Annotated in this window: 14 protein-coding genes; all 14 read left to right on the forward strand. The window is 74.5% G+C overall.

All coding sequences use genetic code 11. The features are described from left to right. The first annotated feature begins 894 nt into the window (after positions 1-894). Positions 895-2484 (forward strand): phage tail sheath family protein, encoded by a 1590-nt coding sequence (locus tag CP970_RS13725; protein WP_150493332.1) that lies wholly within the window; start codon positions 895-897, stop codon positions 2482-2484. Positions 2485-2570: 86 nt separating this feature from the next. Further along, on the forward strand, positions 2571-3014 hold the full coding sequence (locus tag CP970_RS13730) for a phage tail protein (RefSeq protein ID WP_055548986.1): 444 nt from the start codon (positions 2571-2573) through the stop codon (positions 3012-3014). Next, positions 3014-3478 carry a hypothetical protein gene (locus tag CP970_RS13735; protein WP_055548984.1) on the forward strand — a complete coding sequence of 155 codons (465 nt, stop codon included), beginning with the start codon at positions 3014-3016 and terminating at the stop codon, positions 3476-3478. Before CP970_RS13730 ends, CP970_RS13735 begins: the two co-directional genes overlap by 1 nt. Beyond that, on the forward strand, positions 3475-3636 hold the full coding sequence (locus CP970_RS44185; RefSeq protein WP_098244778.1) for a DUF6760 family protein: 162 nt from the start codon (positions 3475-3477) through the stop codon (positions 3634-3636). Before CP970_RS13735 ends, CP970_RS44185 begins: the two co-directional genes overlap by 4 nt. A gap of 2077 nt (positions 3637-5713) precedes the next feature. After that, the gene (locus tag CP970_RS13745; RefSeq protein ID WP_150493334.1) at positions 5714-7252 is read left to right on the forward strand and encodes a hypothetical protein; all 1539 of its coding nucleotides are present in this window, start codon (positions 5714-5716) and stop codon (positions 7250-7252) included. Between the two features lie 65 nt (positions 7253-7317). Continuing rightward, on the forward strand, positions 7318-7755 hold the full coding sequence (locus tag CP970_RS13750) for a phage tail protein (protein WP_055546155.1): 438 nt from the start codon (positions 7318-7320) through the stop codon (positions 7753-7755). A gap of 1 nt (position 7756) precedes the next feature. After that, positions 7757-8506: a CIS tube protein gene (locus CP970_RS13755; protein WP_055546153.1), complete on the forward strand. Its 750-nt coding sequence runs from the start codon at positions 7757-7759 to the stop codon at positions 8504-8506. Continuing rightward, complete coding sequence (locus CP970_RS13760; RefSeq protein ID WP_055546151.1) at positions 8503-10422, forward strand: VgrG-related protein; 1920 nt, start codon at positions 8503-8505, stop codon at positions 10420-10422. Before CP970_RS13755 ends, CP970_RS13760 begins: the two co-directional genes overlap by 4 nt. A 57-nt stretch (positions 10423-10479) precedes the next feature. Further along, a complete protein-coding gene (locus tag CP970_RS13765) occupies positions 10480-10893 on the forward strand; it encodes a GPW/gp25 family protein (RefSeq protein ID WP_055546149.1) in 414 nt (137 codons plus the stop codon). A gap of 6 nt (positions 10894-10899) precedes the next feature. After that, the gene (locus CP970_RS13770) at positions 10900-12891 is read left to right on the forward strand and encodes a putative baseplate assembly protein (protein WP_055546147.1); all 1992 of its coding nucleotides are present in this window, start codon (positions 10900-10902) and stop codon (positions 12889-12891) included. Positions 12892-13037: 146 nt separating this feature from the next. After that, a complete protein-coding gene (locus CP970_RS13775; protein WP_224059219.1) occupies positions 13038-13625 on the forward strand; it encodes a phage tail protein in 588 nt (195 codons plus the stop codon). Further along, a complete protein-coding gene (locus CP970_RS13780) occupies positions 13609-14868 on the forward strand; it encodes a discoidin domain-containing protein (RefSeq protein WP_150493336.1) in 1260 nt (419 codons plus the stop codon). Before CP970_RS13775 ends, CP970_RS13780 begins: the two co-directional genes overlap by 17 nt. Positions 14869-14981: 113 nt before the next feature. Next, complete coding sequence (locus CP970_RS13785; protein WP_055547391.1) at positions 14982-20087, forward strand: hypothetical protein; 5106 nt, start codon at positions 14982-14984, stop codon at positions 20085-20087. 88 nt (positions 20088-20175) lie between these two features. Then, positions 20176-20946: a thioesterase II family protein gene (locus tag CP970_RS13790; protein ID WP_055547389.1), complete on the forward strand. Its 771-nt coding sequence runs from the start codon at positions 20176-20178 to the stop codon at positions 20944-20946. Positions 20947-20953 lie beyond the last annotated feature (7 nt).

Raw genomic sequence — 20953 nt, forward strand, 5'->3', positions numbered from 1 at the left:
GGGTCGCCAAGGCCGCCCGGGTCGCCGACGCCGCCCGGAACACCCGGCCCAGCCGGATTACTCAGGTCACCCAGAGCGACTAGGCCGCTCGGAGCGCCTGGGCCGCTCGGAACACCCAGAACCCTCGGGTCACCGTGGCCAGCCTGATCACCCACACCGCTCACGCCGCCCGGCCCACCCAGGTCACCCAGGTCACCCACACCGCTCGGGTCACCCGCGTCACCCAGGCCGCCCGGATCCCCCGGGTGGCCTGGACCGTTCCATCCCGCTTCGGTTTCCGTGTTCCGGCCCGGGTCGCCGTCCGCGTCGCCCAGCATTGTCAGCCCGCACCCCTTGCCCCGTGACGCACCGCGAATGTGCCCGTTCGTACTGGCCGCGGTTGGCCATACGAACCAAACGTTACGTCAGTACCCCGGGTCACCCGGACCCCGTAGGAACCTTGCCCACCTTGTTGACCAGCAATTGACGCGGAACAAGCCACAGGGCAAGGGAAATGCGCCATCGAGGAGTCACATTCGGCCGAACCCCGCATTCCGCCTCCGTCCATGATCGAACGGGCAGTCTGTCCTGCCCCCGAGGACGTCCGTCCGCCTCTGTGGCCAGCCGCGCGCACCCCGCACCATCGGGACGGGCGTCCGGACCGCGATCGGACCGATCCCGCGCGAGGAGCCGCGCCAGCTGCCGCCAGCCACCCGCCGACCCGTGCGGTGGCCGAACGGGCAGTGGCCTCTGCCCTCGGTGACGTCCGTCCGTCTCTACTGCCCGGCCGCGTCCTGGGACATCGTCGTAGAAGACCGTACGACCAGCGGGAGCAGACCGCGGCCACGGGGAACCGGCACACCCGGGCCGACGTGCCGGCGCAGGATCCCGTCATCGCGAGGAGAGAACGGAAACATGCCCAACTACCTGTCCCCCGGTGTCTACATCGAGGAAGTCGCCAGCGGCTCGCGACCCATCGAGGGAGTCGGTACCTCGGTGGCGGCCTTCGTCGGTCTCGCGCCGCACGGCCCGCTCAACGAGCCGACGCTGGTGACCAACTGGTCGCAGTACGTGGCCGCGTTCGGCGAGTTCACGGACGGGTACTACCTGGCGCACTCCGTCTACGGCTTCTTCAACAACGGCGGCTCCGCGGCCTACGTCGTGCGCGTCGGCGGCAGCAGCGCCGACGAGCCGCAGCAGCCCGCCACCGCCACCGCGCAGGCCCCCAAGGAGCTGACCGCGGGCACCCCCGTGGCGCTCGGCGGCTTCTCGGTCGCGGCGATCACCGCAGGGTCCGCCGCCGGTGGCGCGCTCACCGTCGAGGTGCAGGACAGCGAGGGCGAGAGCGCCGCCGACCGCTTCAAGCTGGTCGTCAAGGACGGCGAGAAGGTCGTCGAGAGCTTCGACGTCAGCTCCAAGAAGACGGCCCGCAACTACGTCGTCACGCAGGTCAAGCAGCGCTCCAAGACGATCGTCCTGGAAGAGGCCGCGGCCGGTGGCCAGGTGGCCAAGCCGGACGCGCAGTCCGTCACGCTCGCGCCGCCCGCCGCCGCGCCCGCCCCCGCCGTGCCCGCCTCGAACGGCGCGGCCGCCCCGGTCCAGACCGGCCAGTTCATCGGCGACTCCGCCGACCGCACCGGCTTCGGCGGCCTGGAGGCCCTCGACGAGATCAACATGGTCGCGGTGCCGGACCTGATGGCCGCCTACCAGCAGGGCCTGATCGACGAGGAGCAGGTCAAGGCCGTCCAGCTCGGCCTCATCTCGCACTGCGAGCTCATGGGCGACCGCATGGCGATCATCGACCCGCCGCCGAACCTCAACGCCCGCCAGGTCCGCCAGTGGCGCCAGGAGCTCGCGGGTTACGACTCGCGCTACGCCGCGCTCTACTACCCGTGGATCAAGTCCTTCGACCCGGCCAGCGGCCAGTCGGTGGTCGTGCCCCCGTCCGGCCACATGGCCGGTGTGTGGGCGCGCAACGACGCCGAGCGCGGTGTGCACAAGGCTCCCGCCAACGAGATCGTGCGCGGCGCGATCGACCTGGAGCTGCAGATCACCCGCGGTGAGCAGGACCTGCTCAACCCCATCGGCGTGAACTGCATCCGCGCCTTCCCCGGCCGCGGCATCCGCGTGTGGGGCGCGCGCACGATGGCCTCCGACCCGGCCTGGCGCTACCTGAACGTGCGCCGCTACTTCAACTACCTCGAAGAGTCGATCCTCATCGGCACCCAGTGGGTCGTGTTCGAGCCGAACGACCACGCCCTGTGGGCGCGCATCCGCCGCAACGTGTCGGCGTTCCTGGTCAACGAGTGGCGCTCGGGCGCCCTGTTCGGCCAGCGCCCCGAGGACGCCTTCTACGTGAAGTGTGACGAGGAGACGAACCCGCCGGAGTCGGTCGACCTCGGCCGCGTCGTCTGCGAGATCGGCATCGCGCCGGTCAAGCCCGCCGAGTTCGTGGTGTTCCGCCTCGCGCAGTTCTCCGGCGGTGGCGGCGAGCTGGAGGAGTAGCCCGCCCCGCGCGCGGGCCGGGCAGGCCCGCGCGCTTCCGGTCCCCACATACGTATCGGCAAGAACCGCAACAGGAGTGAACCCCCTTGTCCCTTCAGCCCGGTGATGCGCTCACTACCCACAACTTCGGCCTCCAGATCGACGGCGTCATGGTCGAGTACCTCCAGGAGGTCAGCGGCCTGTCGATGGAGCAGGAAGTCATCGAGTACCAGCAGGTCTCGGCGGACGGCAAGCCCGTCGTCAAGAAGATGCCCGGTGTCAAGAAGGCCGGTGAGTGCACCGTCACGCGCGGCATGACGCAGAGCCCCGTCTTCAGCGAGTGGATCAACAAGTCCATCGCCGGTGACATGGGTTCGGCGCGCAAGAACGCCACGATCATGATGATGGACTACCAGAACTCCCCGGTGAAGCGGTACAACCTCCGCAACGCCTGGTGCAGCAAGGTGGAGACCAGCGGGGTCAAGGCCGGCGACGCCGCCGCGCTGACCGAGCAGGTCACCATCGTCTTCGAAGAGCTGGTCATCGAGTAATGCGGCGTGATGGCCCGGCGGCGGGCATGGCAGCGGGTACGGCGGGTCCGGCGGGACCCGCCGCGGCAGGCGCGGTAGCGGGGGCTCGTGAATCCCTGCGTACGGAGTTCGAGTTCGAGCTTCCGCGCGGGTACGTCGACGAGTCCGGCACCGTGCACCGCAACGGCGCGATGCGGCTCGCGACGGCGCGCGACGAACTCGTCCCGCTGCGGGACGTGCGCGTCCGCGAGAACCCCGCCTACCTCTCCGTCGTGCTGCTCGGCCGGGTCATCACCCGGCTCGGCACGCTCGGCTCCGTCCACGACGGCACGGTGGAGAACATGTTCGCCTCCGACCTCGCCTTCCTCCAGGACTTCTACCGGCAGATCAACGCGGAAGGACACACCCGCGCGGCCGTGGCCTGCCCGCACTGCTCGGAGTCCTTCGAGGTCGAGCTGGCCGGGAGCCGCCTGGGGGAATCGTGACGTACGCGGCCGACCGCATCGAGGAGGAAGTCGCGTACCTCGCCTATCACTTCCACTGGGGCCTGGACGACATCCTCGACCTCGAGCACGCCGACCGGCGCGGGTACGTGTCGCGGACGGCCTCGCTGGTGGAACAGGCCGAAGCAGCACGGCAGTGACGGGACAACAGTGTGGTGTCGGTGGTCGGTGGCCGGTGAGTCGAGGTAAGTGATGGGCTTGTTCAGGTGGGGCCGGGGGGATCGGTCCCGGGGGCAGCGGGATGCCGCGGTGACGCCGGGTGCGCCGGTCGAGCCGGAGGCGACCGCTCCGGACGCGGGTGCGGACGGGGCGGTTGCCGGTGCGCCCCGTGGCGGTGACGGTGGCTGGGCCACCGCGCCGCCGGTCCAGCGGGTCCTCGCCGCACCGCGCCCGGTCTCCGAGCCGGGCTTCGCCTCGATGCTCGCCACCCACCAGAACCCGTCCTTCGGCGGCCAGTTGGGCCACGCCGTACGCTCATCGGCCCCCGGCGGCCTGCTCCGCGACGTCCTCACACCCGTCGTGGGCACGCCGGGCAGCCTCGACCTGCCGTCGCTGCGGTTGCCGGTGCGGCAGGAGGGTGGGGCCGCGGAGGCGGGTGACGGGGGCTCGGGTACGCCCGCCGGTCCCTTCGGCGCTTCTGCTGCGTCTTCCGCGTCTTCCGCGTCGGCTGCCGCTTCTGGGGGCGGCGGGCAGGCGGCGCCTCGGGGGCGTGGGTCTGCCGCGGCGCGCAAGGGGCCGGGATCCACGCCCACGCCGGTGGCGCGGGCGGCTTCGGCTGGAGGCACGTCTTCTCCGGCGGCGGGTGCGGCTTCGGCTGCCGCGTCTTCGGGTGGGGCCGCTGCTCCGGGTGGCGCTGCTGCTCCGGTGCAGCGGGCCGCTTCGGGGGCGAGCGGGGGTTCGGCACCGGGTGGGGCTTCTGGACCGGCCGTGACTCCCGGTCCGTCCGGGTCCGCCGATCGGTCCGCCGCTTCCGGTTCGTCCAAGAGGCCTGGTTCGTCCGGGACCTCGGGGCTGCCCGCGGCTCCAGGTGCGTCTGAGACGTCCCAGCGGCCCCTGGCTTCCGACCCGTCCAGGAGTTCCGGTCCAGTCTCGGCTTCCGGTCCTGCCCAGGGGTCCGGTCCGGCCGGGGTCCCGGGGTTGCCTGCGACTCCTGGCCCATCCGCGTCTTCCCAGCGGCCCTCGGCTTCCGACCCGTCCAAGAGCTCCGCTCCGGCCTCGGCCTCCGGTCCTGCCAAGGGGCCCAGCCCGTCCGGGACCTCGGGACAGCCCGTGGCCGCTGGCCCGTCCGGGACGCCCCAGCGGCCGTCCAGGAGCTCCGGTCCCGGCTCGGCCGCCAGTCCCGCCAACAGGCCCGGTCCGTCCGGAACCTCGGGACAGCCCGTGGCTCCTGGCCCTTCCGGGACGTCCCACCGGCCCTTGACTTCCGACCCCTCCAGGAGCTCCGCTACGGCCAAGGGGCCCGGCCCGTCCGGGACTTCGGGGCCGACCGGGGCCGCTGGCTCGTCTGCGGCATCCGACCCGACCACCGTTGCCAGGTCGGCCAGGCCCGGGGGCCCGTCCAGCACCTCCCACTCGTCCAGGACTCCTGGTCCTTCCGGGGCTTCGGGACCGGTCGTGCCTCTCGGCCCGGCCGCGACCAGCGCGCCGTCCCCCACTTCCGGCCCGTCCGTGACGCCGGGCTCGCCCACGGCCCCGGGTCCGTCCACGGCTCCTGGGCCCGGTGGGGCTTCCCGTACGCCCGGTACCTCGGGCCCGTCCGGGGCTTCCGGACCGGCCAAGACCCCTGGTTCGTCCGGGTCTTCGGGTCCCGCCCGGACTCCCGGTGCTTCCAGGACTTCGGGTCCGTCCGGGGCCCCCGGCCCGTCCGCACCGCGTACGCCCGTTGCCTCCGGCCCGTCCGGAACTCCCGGTCCTTCCGGGGCTCCCGCCACACCCAGGTCACGGGCCGCGTCGGGCCCGCAGACCTCAGCCCCGTCCCCGGCCACCCCGTCGGCCGCCTCCGCCTCCGGCCCCGCCGTGCAGCGCGCCGCCGCCTCCCGCAGGGACGACAAGTCGCGCACCGCGGCGTCGCCGGACTCCGGTGCACGCGCTCCCGGCCGTACGCCCGGTGCCTCCGGTCCGTCCGGAACTCCCGGTCCTTCCGGGGCTCCTGCCACATCCGGGCCGCGGGCCTCGTCGGGGCCGCAGGCCTCAGCCCCGTCCGCTTCCGGCCCCGCCGTGCAGCGGCGCACCGCGCCTCTCGCCGGTGACCGGTCCCTCTCCGTGCCCGGCGCGGACGACGCCCCCACGGGCGACGGCCCCGGGCCCCGGCTGACTCCGATGTCGGACGCGGACGTCCAGGCCCTGAGCCCGGCCGTTCCCGTCGTGCAGCGGATGCCCGTGAAGCGGTCCCCTCTGGTCTCGGCGACGCCGCCCGCGGAGCCTCAGCGGCGGCTGTTCCCCGTCGGGTCGGTGCCCACGGTGCCCACGGTGCCCGCTGCCGGGCCCACCGGGAGCTCCGCCCCCGCGAAGGCCACCACAGACTCGGCCCCCTCCGGGCCGACCGAAGTCCCCGGGCCGGTTCCCCCGGCCGGTCCGGGGACGCAGGCCCGGACCGCTCGCACGTCCGCGAGCGCGTCCGAGGCGGCGGGTCCCGTCGCTGCACGGGCGGGTACTACCCCCGTCCCGTCCGTGCAGCGTCGGGCCCCGGTACGCCGGATACAGCGCAAGCCCGACGGCGGCAGCGGCCCCTCCGCCGCGCCGAAGGGACGTCCTCGTACGGGACTCGGCTCGCCGCTCGGCGAGGTGCCCACCAGCGGCCCCGCGCCAGCGCCAGCACCCACGCCCGCGCCCGCGACCGCCCCCGGCAGCAAGGGAAGCTCCCGCCGGAGCCCGATCGGCGCGCCCGTCACGCCTCCGGAAGCCACCACGCCCGCCGCGCCTGCCATGCCTGCCGCCCCCGCCACCCCCGTACAGAAGGCCGAAGCACCCGCGCCCACAACCCCGCCGGTGCCCCCAGCCGCGCACGCGCCCAAGCCTGTGACTACGCCGACGCCCTCACCCGCACCCACACCGGCAGAGACACCCGCGCCCAAGTCCCTCCCTCGCCCTCTTCCCCTCCCCGTCGTCCCCGTCAACCGCCGGATCGCCCCCGGGAGTTACCGGCCCGGCGGCCTCGGCGGGCCGCGCCCCCTGCCGCTGAGTTCCTCCCGGGGACTCGCGGTCCAGACGGCGCCGGACGACTCCGCCCCCGGCCCCTCCGTACCGCCGAAGGGCCCCGCACCCACGCCCGCCCCAGCTCCGCTCCAGCGATCCTCCGCCGCGAGCGGCGGCCCCGCCGACGCCTTCCACGCCGCGGCCCCCGTCGTCGTACCGCTGGCCAAGCACTCCGCCCAGGCTCCCGCGCGCGCCGCCGTGCCCACCCCGCCGGTACCGGCCCCCGTGCGCCCCACCGTCCAGCGGCGCGCGGCGGCTCCCACCCCGGCCCCCGCTCCTCCGCCGCCCCCGGCACCCGCACCCGCACCCGCCCCGGCGCCCCGGCGCCCCGCACCCGTCCAGCGCACCGACGCCGCCCCCAAGACAGCGGCACCGGCACCCGCACCGGCAGCGGCACCCGCCGCCGCGTCCGAGTCCGAGCCCGCCGCCTCGGGGCCGTCCGCGCCCGCCGAGATCGACGAGCTCGCCCGGCGGCTCGTGGCGCCCCTGTCCCGGCTGCTCCGGGCCGAGTTGCGCGGTGACCGCGAGCGGCTCGGGCGGCTGCGTGACCACGGCCGCTGACCCGTCCGCCCGCCGCCTGCGACCATCCGGTCTCCCCTCCGTCCGCCACAGGAAAGAACAGCCCGATGCCCTCGACCCTGGACCCCGGTTCCACCGTCTTCTTCAAACTGACCATCGACGGTCAGGACCTCGGCCTGTTCAACGGGTGTGACGGCCTGTCCTCCCAGGTGGAGGTGGAGCAGCGGCAGGAGGGCGGCAACAACGGGTTCGTCTGGCAGCTGCCGACCCGCGTGACGTTCTCGACGATCCGCCTGACCCGGCCGCTGACCGCCGACACCTCCCGCGTCGCCGCCTGGATCTCGTCCATCGCGACGGGGATCTCGCGGCCCACCGCGCAGATCGCCGCGCTGCGCGCGGACGGCTCGATCGTCGCCCAGTGGGGGCTCGTCGAGGTGCTCCCGGTGAGCTGGCAGGGGCCGAGCCTGAGCCCGGACAGTCCGAGCGTGGCGACCGAGACGCTGGAGATCGCCCACCACGGCTTCACCGACGCGGGAGGTGCCTGAGATGGCCGCGCCGTCCGGCGGCAAGGCGGGCGCGAGCCTGGTCCGCGCCGCGCTCGCCATCCACCAGCCGCCCACCGATCTCGGCGGATCGATGGGCGGGCGCATCGGTGAGGTGGAGTTCCAGTTCAATCCGACGCAGCTCCAGATGGGCCGCACCGCGGAGTGGCGCACGCAGCCCGCGGTCGCCTACACGCGGGGCGCGCCGCCGAAGTTCACCGGCGCCCAGCCCGCCACGCTGCAGCTCGAGGTGTTCCTCGACTCCTCGGGCACGCCGAACGGCGGCAAGGTGCAGAAGCAGGTGGAGCTGTTGCTCTCCTGCTGCGAGGTGACGCCGCAGAGCGTGTCGACCAAGCGTCCTTCGCCGCCGTGGGTGCGGTTCTCGTGGGGGTCGTTCAACACGGTGCAGTTCGTCGCGTACGTGACCAGCGTCAGCGCGACGTACACCCTGTTCAACCCGACCGGCGAGCCGCTGCGCGCGACCTGTTCGCTGTCGCTGACCGAGGTGGCCATGCCCACCAAGGGGCAGAACCCGACGTCGGGCGCGCTGTCCGCGCGGCGCGTGCACCGCACCGTCGCCGGTGACTCGCTGGCCTCGCTGGCCTGGCGCGAGTACGGCGACGCGACGCGCTGGCGGCTGATCGCCGAGGCCAACGAGATCGACGACCCGATGCGGCTGCGGCCGGGCACGGAACTGCTCCTGCCCGCCGCCGACGAGCCCCGCATCGCCCCCGTTCACCCGGAGTCCGCATGAGCGAGAAGACGTACACGAGTGTCCTGCACGCCGAGATCGGCGGCGCCCGGCTGCCCGACAAGCTGGCCGTGCTGCTCGTGGAGGGCTGGGTGGACTCCAGCGTGAACGTGCCGTCCGCCTTCCAGCTGACCTTCGTCGACAGCGGCGGCGACATCCTGCAGAAGTTCCGGCAGATCAAGGTGGGCGCGGAGGCGGTGCTCTGCCCGTTCACCGACGGCGTGCGCGGCAAGCCCATGCTGACCGGCGAGGTCACCGCCCTTGAGGTGGACTCGGACGCGAGCGGCAAGACCCTCGTGGTGCGCGGCTACGACCCGGGGCACCGCCTCCTTCGCAACCGCCGGGTGCAGGGCTATCCGAACATGACGGCCTCCGACATCGTGCGCCGCGTCGCAGGTCTCAACCGCCTCAAGATCGGCAAGATCGAATCCACTCCGACCGTGTACGAGCTGGCGACCCAGCCCAACATCACGGACTGGGACTTCCTGTCCCGCCTCGCCCAGGAGAACGACAGCAGGCTCTCCTTCGACGAGGACGGCAAGCTGAACTTCGCGGGCCTCAAGCCCGCCGCGGGGGCGCCCGCCGACACCACTCCGTCCGCGCAGAGCCCGTACGTCCTGGAGTTCGGGCACAACGCGCTGCACAGCCGGGTCGCGGTGACCGCGTCGGGGCAGGTCTCCACCGCGGGTGCGCGCGGCTGGGACGTGCGGTCCAAGCGCGCCCTTTCCTCGACGTCCCCGGCCACGGTCAGCAAGGACATCGACGCCGACATCACCCCGGCGCAGCTGTCCCAGCCGTTCGGCAAGTCCGAACTCACCAGCACGCAGACGCCGTACACCACCCAGGCGCAGGTGCGGCACGCCGCCAAGTCGCTCGCCGACGACGTGTCGGGCTCCTTCGCGGAGCTGGAGGTCGCGGTCACCGGCAACCCCGACCTGCAGCCGGGCAGGCCGGTGGCGCTCAAGGGCGCGGGCTTCCCCTTCGAGGGGAAGTACACGGCGACCGGCGTGCGCCACGTCTTCGAGTCCGGGCGTCCCTTCACCACCTGGCTGACCGTGTCGGGGCGGCAGTTCCGTTCGCTGTACGGGCTCGCCTCGGGCGGCGCGGACGCCGCGCCGCCGATGCCGGGCGTGGCCATGGCGCTGGTCAGCAACGCCAAGGACCCGATGAAGATGAACCGGGTCAAGCTGCGCTTCCCGTGGCTCTCGGACACCTACGAGAGCGACTGGTGCCGGATCGCCCAGCTGGGCGGCGTACGCGGTGGCGGGCTGATGATGCCGGAGGTGGGCGACGAGGTGCTCGTGGCCTTCGACCGGGGCTCTCTCGAACATCCCTATGTGCTCGCCGGGCTGTACAACGGCAGGGACAAGCCGACGCCGAACACGGACGGTCTGCAGCCGATCGACCCGACGAGCGGCCGGGTCAACTGGCGCTCCATCTCCTCGCGCAGCGGCCACACCATGGAGCTCGTCGACGCCAAGTCCCGCATGAAGAGCGGCATCAGGCTGCAGACGGGCAACGGCCGCCTCACCGTCCACATGGACGAGACGAAGACCAGCGTGACCATCAAGAGCGACGGTTCCGTCTCCATCACCGGCACCCGGAACGTCAGCATCAAGGCGGGCGGCAACCTGTCGCTGACCGCGGGCGGTTCGCTGACGATGAGCGCGGGCGGGGCCGTCGACATCAAGGCGGGCGCCAAGTTCGGCGTGATGGCGGGCGCCGCCGCGGACATCAACGCGACCGGCGCCATCAGCCTCAAGTCGGCGGGCGCGGTGGCCGTGAACTCGGTCGGCGCGGTCTCCGTCACGGCGGTCGGCGCGGTGGCCGTCTCGGCGGGCGCGGCGGCGGCGATCAGCTCGCCCGCCACGGTCGCGCTGAGCGCACCGGCCGTCCTGCGCAACGGCATTCCCTTCTAGACGGTCTGGGCGGCTCGAGGAAATTGAGGGACATGCGACGCAAGGGGGTCACCGGACATGAGTGAACAGTTCGTCGGCGCGGGCTGGACCTTCCCGCTGCGTACCGACGCGGGCGGCGGCATCGCGCTGGCCCGCCGCGAACGCGAGATCGAGGAGTCGATCCGGCTGGTGCTCGCCACCGCGCCGGGCGAGCGGCCGATGCGGCCCGAATTCGGCTGCGCCGTCCACGACATGGTCTTCGCGCCGGTCAACGAGGCGACGGCGGGCCGGATCAGGTACGAGGTGCGGTCCTCGCTGGACCGCTGGGAGCCACGGATCGAGGTCATCGACGTCGAGGTCAGCCCCGCCCCCGACGACCCGTCCGTCCTGTTCATCGACGTGAGCTACAGCGTGCGCGGCACCAACAACCCGCGCAGCCTCGTCTTCCCCTTCTACGTGATCCCTTCCACGGAAACCGAAAGCGGAGTCTGAAGTCCGATGGCCCTGCCCGCACCCCACCTCGACGACCGGCGCTTCCAGCAGTTCGTCGACGACGCCAAGCGCTACATTCAGCAGCGCTGCCCGGAGTGGACCGACCACAACGTCTCCGACCCGGGCGTCACCCTCATCGAGGCGGTCGCGCACATGGCCGACCAGGTCGTCTACCGCCTCAACCGGGTGCCGGAGAAGAACCACCTGGCCTTCCTCGACCTGCTCGGCGTCACCCTCTTCCCGCCCGCCGCGGCCCGCGCCGACGTCACCTTCTGGCTCTCCGCGCCGCAGACCGAGCCGGTGGTCCTGCCCGCGGGTACGGAGGTGGCCACCAGCCGCACCGAGACCGAGGAGGCGGTGGCCTTCGCGACCGAGGGCGACCTGACGGTGGTGCCCTGCGAGCTGGAGTCGGTCCTTCGCCAGGAGTCGGGCGGCACCCCGCAGGACTGCGGGCAGGACGTCTTCGGCGGCCGCGACGTGGCCGCCTTCTCGGCCTCGCCGCAGCCCGGCGACACCCTGCTGTTCGGGCTCAGCTCCCCGGTGCCGCGCTGCGCCGCCGTGCTCCAGCTCGACAGCCGCGTCGACGGCGTCGGCGTCGACCCGCGCCAGCCGCCCCTGGTGTGGGAGGCGTGGACCGCGGACGGCTGGACGGAGTGCGAGGTGGAGGAGGACTCCACCGGTGGCCTCAACCGGCCGGGCGACGTGGTCCTGCACATTCCCGCGGGGCACACCGTCTCGCGGATCGGCAGACAGGACGCGGGCTGGCTGCGCTGCCGGGTGACCGAGGCCGTGCAGGGCCAGCCGTTCTACAGCGCCTCGCCGACCGTGCGCGCCGCGTCCGCGTTCACCATCGGCGGTACGACGACGGTGGCGCACGCCGACGTGGTGCGCGACGAATCGCTCGGCGACTCCTCCGGCGTACCGGGACAGCGCCTCCGCCTGGCCCAGGCGCCGGTCGTCGCCGACCGGCCGCCGCTGGTCCTGGAGGTCTCCGAGCACTCCGCGGACGACTCCGGAGACGGCGACAACGACGGGGCGGGCTGGCACCAGTGGCAGGTCGTCTCCGACTTCGCCTCATCGGGCCCGCTGGACCCGCACGTGACGCTCGACGCGGCGACCGGCGAGATCGCCTTCGGGCCCGCGGTACGCGAACCGGACGGCTCCCTGCGGCAGTTCGGCGCGGTGCCCGCCAAGGGCGCGGCGATCCGCGCGACCCGCTACCGCACCGGCGGCGGCCGCGCGGGCAACGTGGCGCGCGGCGCCATCCAGGTGCTCCGCAGCTCCATCCCGTACGTCGCCCGGGTGGAGAACCGCGAGGCGGCGCGCGGCGGGGTGGACGGCGAGACCGTGCAGGAGGCCAAGGTGCGCGCGCCGATCGCGCTGCGCGCCCAGGAGCGCGCGGTGACCGCGCGCGACTACGAGGAGCTCGCGCGGCGCGCGGCGCCCGAGACGGCCCGCATCCACTGTCTGGCCGCGGACACCGCGGAGGCGGGCGAGAACGCGGTCCGGGTCCTCGTCGTCCCGCAGGCCGTGTCCGACCGGGGCGGGCGGCTCCGCTTCGAGCAGCTGGTGCCGGGCGAGGAACTCCTCTCGCGCGTCACCCAGTTCCTCGACGACCGGCGCCCGATCGGCACCCGGCTCGCGGTCGGGCCGCCGTTCTACCAGGGCGTCACGGTCGTCGCCACGCTGCACTCCTTCCGCGCCGCCCAGTCGGAGAAGGTGCGCACCGAGGCGCTCGACGCGCTGTACGCCTATCTGGACCCGCTGACCGGCGGCGCGCACGGCGACGGCTGGCCGTTCGGGCGTCCGCTGCGCGCCGGTGAGATCTTCGCCGCGCTGCAGCGCGTGCCCGGCGTCGAGCTGGTCGACGAGGTGCTCCTGCACCCCGCCGACCCGCTGACCGGGCGGCGCGGCGACGCCACCGACCGCATCGATCTCGCGCCGTCCGCGCTCCTCTTCCCCTTCGACCACCGCGTCCGCGTCATCGAGGCCCGATGAGCGGGCAGAACGGCGACGGGGCAGGCGCCGCGTCCATGTCCAAGGGCGCGGGGTCGTCCTCCGCGTACATGTCCAAGGGCTCCCCGTCCGCCGGGCAGGGGACGGGGAACGGCAGCGGACCCGGCGGCGGGCACGGCGCCGGGCACGTGAGCGTGTCGCACCGGGGCAGCGTCGACTCGCTCGGCTCCGCGCATCCGCTCGACGAGCAGCTCCCCGCCGTCTTCGCCGACGACGACTTCGCGCTGCGCTTCGTCTCCGGTCTCGACGTCGTGCTCGCCCCCGTCTTCACCGTCCTGGACTGTCTGGAGGCGTACTTCATGCCCTCCCTGGCACCCGAGGACTTCCTCGAGTGGCTGACCGACTGGGTCGGCACGGAGCTCGACGGCACGGAGCCGCTGGTGCTCCGCCGGCACGCGGTGGCCTCCGCGGTCGCCCTGCACCGGGTGCGCGGCACCCGGCGCGGTCTGGCAGCCGCCGTCGAACTCGCCTTCGGCGTACGGCCCGAGATCACCGAGAGCGGCGGCGCCACCTGGTCCGCGCGGCCGCTCGGCTCCTTTCCCGGCAACCCGCGCCCCGGCCTGCACATCGCTCTGCCGGTCCGCGACCCGGCGTCGGTGGACGGGCACCGCCTGCACGCCGTCGTCGCCGCGGCCCGCCCCGCCCACCTCCCCTTCACGGCCGAGGTGACCACCACACCGTCCCTGAGGGAACCCACCCATGACCGAGAAGCCTGAGATGTCAGACTCCCCTTCCAGTACCGCTCCCTGCCCCGAGTGCGGCACCCCGGCCCGCAAGCACGGCCAGTCCTTCTGCGACTCGTGCGGCGCCTTCCTGCGCTGGGACACCCCGGCCGCCCCCGCGGGCACAGGACCCGGCGCGTCCCCCGCCGACGACGCCGTGCCCGACCTGCCGCCGGGCCCGGCGCGGGACCACGCGCGCGAGGGCTCCGTGCCCGGTGCGGCGGCGACGACCGTGCCGCTGCCGACGACCCCGCCCGGCGAGCCCGCCTACCAGCCCGCGCAGCCCCCGCACCCGCCGCAGGCCCCGCAGCCCCCGCAGCAGCAGGCCGGGGCCCACCCCGACGGCGGTTACGCCCGTCAGGACGACCAGCGGCCGTCCGCCGGGCACTCCGACACCGCGATCAGGTCGCTGCTCGTGCCGGTGCCCGACTCCGAGCCCGTCGGCCCGCCCGAGGCGCCCGGCGGCGTGCTGCCCGGCAGGCCCGAGGCCGCCCGCCCGCGGGTGCGCCAGGCCGCCGTGCCCGCCGAGCCCGAGTCGGGCATGCCGTGCCCCGGCTGCGGGGTGCCCAACGCGCCGCGCAGGCACTTCTGCCGCAGCTGCGCGACGCCGCTGAAGGACCACTCCGGCCCGGCCGCCGAAGGCCCGTACGCCGGACAGCGGCCGCGCCTGAACCGCGACCGCACCCGGTGGATCTACCGCGCCGTGGTGGCCGTCATCGTCGTCGGCGTGGTGGTCGGCGGGATCTTCGGCGGGCCGCCCGCCGCGCGCGCCGTGCAGGACCACTTCGCCAAGCGGGTCCCGGTCCGCCCGACGGACTTCAGCGCCTCGCACTCCTCGCCCAAGCACGGCCCCCAGGTGGCCTTCGACGGCTACTCCAACACCTGGTGGGGTACGGGCTATTCGGGCGACTCGGCGGGCCAGTGGCTGCAGGCCGACTTCGGCCAGCCCACCGACCTGCTCAACCTGCTGATCACGCCGGGCACGTCGCCGCGCACCGCGCAGGCCGCCGAGCAGGCGCGGCCCATGGAGTTCGACCTCGTGGTGACGGACTCGGCGGGCAAGGAGCGCACCTTCAAGCGCCGGATCAACGACGGCGGCGCGCAGAAGGTCGACGTGCGGGTGCGCGACGCGGTCTCCGTCCGCCTGGTGGTCCGCTCCGCGTACGGCGCGGGGGACAAGCGTCAGCTGGCCATCGCCGAGCTGGAGTACTTCGGCAGGTCGACCGGCGGTCAGTGAGCCGGTGGACAGCAGGCGGGGGCGGTCCGGTTCCGGGCCGCCCCCGCCTTGTCATCCGGCCTTGCCATCCGGGCCGCCCCGCCTTGTCAGTGGTGCGTGCCATGATCGCTCGTATGACCGTCGCACTCCCCCACCAGGCGAACTCCTCGACCGTGTACGTCGATTGGGTCCGCGCCCACGACCCGGCCGCGTTGAGCGCCGCCGAGGACCTCGCCGACAAGGTGCGGGACGACCTGCGCGGGGCGTACGAGAAGCCCGGGCAGGCCATGGGCGTGCTCGAACTGCGGGCCGGACGGCTGCCGTCCGCCCATCTGCCGTGGTTCTGGGACATGGTGGGGCACCGGTTCTGCGGCACGTCGGCCCGGTATGCCGGGAAGGCGTACGGCCTGGCGCGGCGGGCCGAGAAGGAGCACCGGCTGCCCCTCGACACCACCTACCAGGTGGCGAACGCGCTGCTCTACGCGCGCGAAGGAGCCCTGCCCAGCAAGGAGATGGGCGCTCATCAGCGCGCCCTTGCCGCCGCGCTGCCCGGGGCCTCGGCCCATCAGGAGTTCGTGCGCTTCCTGGACGCCTGGTCCGGCTCGTCGGCCGGGCTCGGCGCGGATCTGGTGACCCGATTGCGGGCGTCCGCGCGGGGCGCGGGACTCGGTGTGGCCGAGGAGGCCCGGGTGCTCGGCGACGTGCTGCGCCGGGCCGCGGGGAAGTCCGTCCCTGACGCCCTCTTCGACGCCGCGGCGCGGGTGTTCGCCGCCTCCGGAGAGCCCCTCGACGACTCCTTGAGCGGCGAGCTGTGGGGAATCTTCCCGGGCAACGACACCGACGGCGCCGCCTGGCTGCGGATGCTGGACGCGTGCGGCGCCGTCGACGCGGTGACCGCGGGGCGCGCAGTGCCGGTGGGCGGTCTCGCGGGCTGGCTGGAGCGGTTCGCCGCGGCGTACGCCTACCGGCGCGCGGGCGGCGGCGGGATCCGGCGGCAGCAGATGCCCGTCGAGGTCCTCCACCTGGTGGACCGGATCGCGCCGCGGCTGCGCGGCGAGTCGCGGGACGTGCGGCTGCACCGGACCAAGTGGTCCTCCTACACGGGCCTGGACGCCGACCTCCTGGACGCGTGCCTGGCGGCCGGGGTGCCCGTGCACGACCCGGGCGAGCGGGTCAGGCTCACCTACTGGGGCGAGCGCTCGCACCGCGATCTGAAGGCCCTCGCGGGGGACCCCGTCTTCGGTCCTCGGCTCGAAGGCACCGTCCACGCGCGTGTGCGGCGCGGCACCGCCGTTGCCCTCCTGCCGGACAACGAGGGCATCAGCGCCGAGGTCCACGAGCGCGTCGAGCGGCTGCTCAAGGAGGTGCGCGGGGGCGGCGTCGCCGGGGCCGACGAGGCGTTGCGCGAGCTCGGCGAGGTGCTCGACAGGCCCACCGTGGCGGCGCTCGGCGGTCTTGAGGAGGCGCTGGCCGGACTCGACCTGGTCGGACCGCTCGCCAGGGCGCTGCGGGGCGGCCTGGTGGAGGAGTTCGGCTGGCCCGCCCTCGAAGAGGCGCTCGCCGAGTTCCCCGAGGGGGAGGCGCTGTCCGTCACCTCCACGTGGCCGGTCCTCACGGTGTACTCCCGCGAGCGCGCCATCGCCGTCGACCACGAACGACGGCGCGCCGCCGGCGAGTTCACGCTGCCCGAGGACGCCACGATGCACTCCGTGCACTACGCGGGCGGGCGGTTCCTGGTGGGCTGGAGCGTCAAGGACGTCATGCCGCTGGTCAGTCAGGCGTTCTGGACGGACAGGCCGCAGGACGTGTTCCGCCCAGAAGACCCGCTGGGCATGGTGCCGTTCGGCGGGTCCATCGACGGCGCGCTCGGCTTCCAGTTCGAGAGCGCGGACGGGCAGGGGCGGTACGACGGGCAGCGGATCATGCGCCCCGGCGACCGCTGCGGCATCGCCGACCACGAGCAGCAGCTGAGCGACGGCAGCCGGTACTGGGGTTCGAGCATCTTCGGCAACGAGGGCCACCGGCGCGGCGGGCGCGACGCCTGGGCGCGCTTCGACCCCGCCACCGGCGAGCGCGGCGAACAGGGCGGCCTGCCCGACTTCCCCGGCGCCCCCGCCGCTCCCGCCACCGAGAAGGGCCTGGCGCTCGACCCGGACGAGATCTCGCTCGCCGCCCTGCCCCCGGGGGCAGGTGCGTCGCCGCTGGGCCAGGCGGGCCGACTGGTGGGCTGCCGCGTCCTGTTCCACACCGGCGACCCGGAGAAGACCCGGCGGTACGTCGTGGAGGGCATCGACGGCCGCCGGGCCCGGTTCCGCATCACGCGGCAGGGGCAGACCCCCTGGGGCATCCTGCGCATGCCCGAGGGCGGCGAGGACGGCGTGCTCGCCGAGACCGACCGGGTGCGCTGCCACTCCGCCGACGACGGTTCGCTGCTGTGGGAGCTGCCAGGATTCCCCGACAAGGACTGGCTGCGGATGCGCAGGGCGGCGCCCGGCCTGGAGAAGCAGGACCGGCTGCACACGGCAGAGCGGCTGCCCGCGCCGCCGCCCGCCTTCTGGCACTTCCTCTCCCCGCGCGACCCGGCGTCCTCCAAGGCGCTGCGCGCGGCCACCGAGGACACGGCGCGGGCGCTGCTCGACGCGGCGCGGCGCGAGGAAGCGGAGTGCGCCGTGCGCGCCGAGCTCGCGCGGGTGCTGCCCGGGGTGACCGAGGCGCGCATCGCCGACGCGGTCGTCCGTACCGCGCTGCGGGCCGCGGACATCCTGCGGCGCCGCGCGGAACTCTCCCGGCTCGTCGACATCATGCGGGCGCCGTCGCCGGTCGCGCTGCGGGTCCAGGTCCCCGACTCCGACCTGAAGGCGGCCCTGCGCGCCGTCATCACCGAGCCGTGGGGCCACGCACCGGCCCCCACGGGACCGACCGCCGCGACGCTCACGGCACTCGCCGCGGACGGCCGCTACCTGCGCGGCGAGATCGACGACGACACCCGCCGCCTGAGCACCCCCGCTCCCCCGGCCGACTGGACCCCCCTGCTCGGCCACACCGACGCCGTCTCCTGGCGCGCGGCGACCGAGGCCACGCCGGACGCCGAACGGGCGGCGCTGGCGGAGCTGTTGAGGGTGTGGGCCGAGCAGCCGTTCGCGGAGGCGGAGGGCGGGGGCGAGGGTGAAGGCGAGATCGGGACCGGAGCCGAGGCCGACATGCGGGCCCGGGCCAGGGCCGGGACAGGAACCGACACCGGGACCGGAGCCGAGGCCGACATGCGGGCCCGGGCCAGGGCCGGGACAGGAACCGACACCGGGGCCGGAGCCGGGGCCGGGGCTGCCTCCGAGGCCGGAACGCCAGCTACGACCGACGCCGGGGCCCGGCCCGGAACGGGAACCGGCACCGATACCGGAGCCCGGCCCGGAACCAGCACCGGAGCCGAGGCCGGAACCCGAGCCGCGACCGGAGCCGGAGCCGGAGCCGCGACCGACCCTGCCGACTCCACCGACCCCACCCTGGCCAGTCGGCAAACCCACGGCTGGCGTACCGGCCGTGCCCGCGCGGGCGCCATCGCCGCGCGGCGGGCCGCCGGTGGGCTCGTGGTCGCCTCCGCGCTCGACGATCGCCGGTTCGCGAGCCGGCCCGACCCCGTCCTGCGCTTCGTGCAGCGCGCGGCCGAGCCCGCGCCCGAAGGGGCCGAGGAGTGCGTGACCGTGGTGGTCGGGCGGGACGAGGCCGGGCGCATCGGGCGGCTGCTCGAACTGCTCGGCGCGCACGGCCCGTTCAGCCCCGGCGCCGAGGCGGTCGAGGAGTTCTGCAGGATCACCGGCGTCCGGCGCGCCGTCGGGCGGCTCGTGCTCGACGGGCTGCCCGGCAGGGACGGCTCCGACGAGCACCGCAAGCTGCTGCGCGCCGCGCCCTACCGCGCGGGCAAGGACCTCCAGCGGGAGTACGACGACGCGTTCTCGAAGCTGGGCCTCGAAGGACGCAGGGAGATCCTCGCCGCCGGACTCCCGGACGCCACCGAGGAGTTGGCGGAGCTGTGGACGGAGCCCGGCGCCCGCGCCGCGGCCCGGCGCATGGCCGAGGTGTGGAACGACCGGATCGGCGCGCGGCCGTACGTCGACGAGGACCTGGCCGACGCGCTCGACGGCGCCCTCGGCCTCGGCCCCGTCTGGGCGCAGGTGCTCGCGGGCGCCGCCCCCGGCGACGTACCGACGGAGCCCCGCGCCCGCGTCCTGCTCGACGACGGATACGGCGGCCTCGCCCTCCACCACGCCCGCCAAGACGGCTCGCCCTTCCGGCCCGCCTACAGCTGGGACCTCACCCATCTCCAGCTGCCGTCCGTCCTCGCGTGGGCGCTGACCGAGCGCCCCGTCGGCGACATCGCCGCGGGCCGGGCGGCCGGGCTGTACGGCGCGCTGCTCGACTGGCTGCGCTCACCCGACCTGCTGCTGCCGCTCGGCCGCCACCGGATCCCCGGCGGCGCCGCCGAGTTCGAGCGCCTCTTCGGTCCCACCCGCCACCCCCTGCGGCTTTCCGACGAGGCCCGCGCCCGGGCGTACGGCGACGGCAGCGGGGGCACGGGCGGCGAGCCCGTCGTGGCGTACGACGACGGGCTGCTCGTCGTCGGCGGGCGCTACGGCGACGTCTTCATCCGCCCCCGCGGCCTCGACGACACGGCCAAGCTCCGGCGCGTGGAGCGGCTCTGCGCCGAGCTCGACCTGCCGGACCTGCTCCTGGGCGTACGCCGGGTCCAGACGCTGTACGACGGCGGCGGCCTGGCCCGCATGGTCGAGCGCGCCGCCGACTCCCCCGTCCCCGCGGGCGGTTACGAGCTCGACCCGCGGCTGAGCGCCCCCGGCCTGGTCGCCGAGGCCGCCGAGTCGCTGGGCGTCGGCACGGACGCGGCGGCGCTCCAGCTGCAGCTGCTCGCCCTGCCCCGCCCCGCCGACCGCGACGTACGCCGTTGGAACGGGTGGACCGCCGCCCGCCACAAGGCCGTTCAGGCGGAGCTGGCCGCGGCGGGCGCCGTGGAGACGGGCAAGCGTTCCCGCGCGGGCCGCACGGCGTTCGTGCCGGGCGGCTGGACCGAGGCCAAGGCGCCGCACCTGCCCCTGGAGACGGCCAAGCTGGACCCGCACCTGGCCGAGTCGGACGCGTCCGGGGAGCTCACGGGCCCCTTCCTGCGGCTGTTCCCGCCCGTCCCGCCGCACGAGTTGTTCGCCCGCGCCTGGGCCAGGACCGGGGAATGACATCCTGTCCGGGACGGACGGCGCCGCGAGCCACGGACGGCAGGCGGCCGTCCCGAGCAGGCGACCCCATCACGAGAGGACGCGGTCAGTGAGCGACTGGATACGGTGCTTCCACCCCGCACCCGAGGCCCCGGCCCGGCTGCTCTGCTTCCCGCACGCGGGCGGCTCGGCCAGCGCCTACCACCCGCTGTCGGCCGCCGTCAGCGGCGCGGTGGAGCCGCTGATCGTGCAGTACCCGGGGAGGCAGGACCGGCACGGCGAGCCGTTCGCCGAGCGGACGGACGAGGTCGTCGACGCGGTGCTCGCCGCGCTCGCGCAGCACCCGGGAGACGCTCCGCTCGCCCTGTTCGGGCACAGCATGGGCGCGGTCATGGCCTACGAGACGGCCCGGCGCCTGACGGACCGAGGGCGGCCGCCCGTGGCCCTGTTCCTCTCCGGACGGCAGGCGCCCTCGGTGCCGCGCCGGTCCACCGGGCCGCGCCCGGCGCGCGAGCTGAGCGACGCCGAACTCCTTCAGGACATGCGGGAGTTGTCCGGCACGGACGACGAGGTGCTCACCGAACCCGAGCTGCTGCCGCTCATCCTGCCGCCGATGCGCGCCGACTATCAGCTGCTCGACGACCACGTCCACCGCGCGGGGCCCCGCCTCGGCTGCCCGATCGTCGCCCTGACCGGCGAGAGCGACCCGCGCGTCACGCCCGACGGCGTACGGCTCTGGGCGGACGAGACCGACGCCGCCTTCGACTGCCACGTGCTGGCGGGCGGCCACTTCTTCCTCGACGCCCACTTGCCGTACGTCGCGGAGGTCATCGCCTCCGCACTGCGCCACCGCGAGAGCGAGGGCACCCGGGTGGGGTGACACCGCG

This window comes from Streptomyces kanamyceticus (genome assembly GCF_008704495.1).
Classification (GTDB): Bacteria; Actinomycetota; Actinomycetes; order Streptomycetales; family Streptomycetaceae; genus Streptomyces; species Streptomyces kanamyceticus.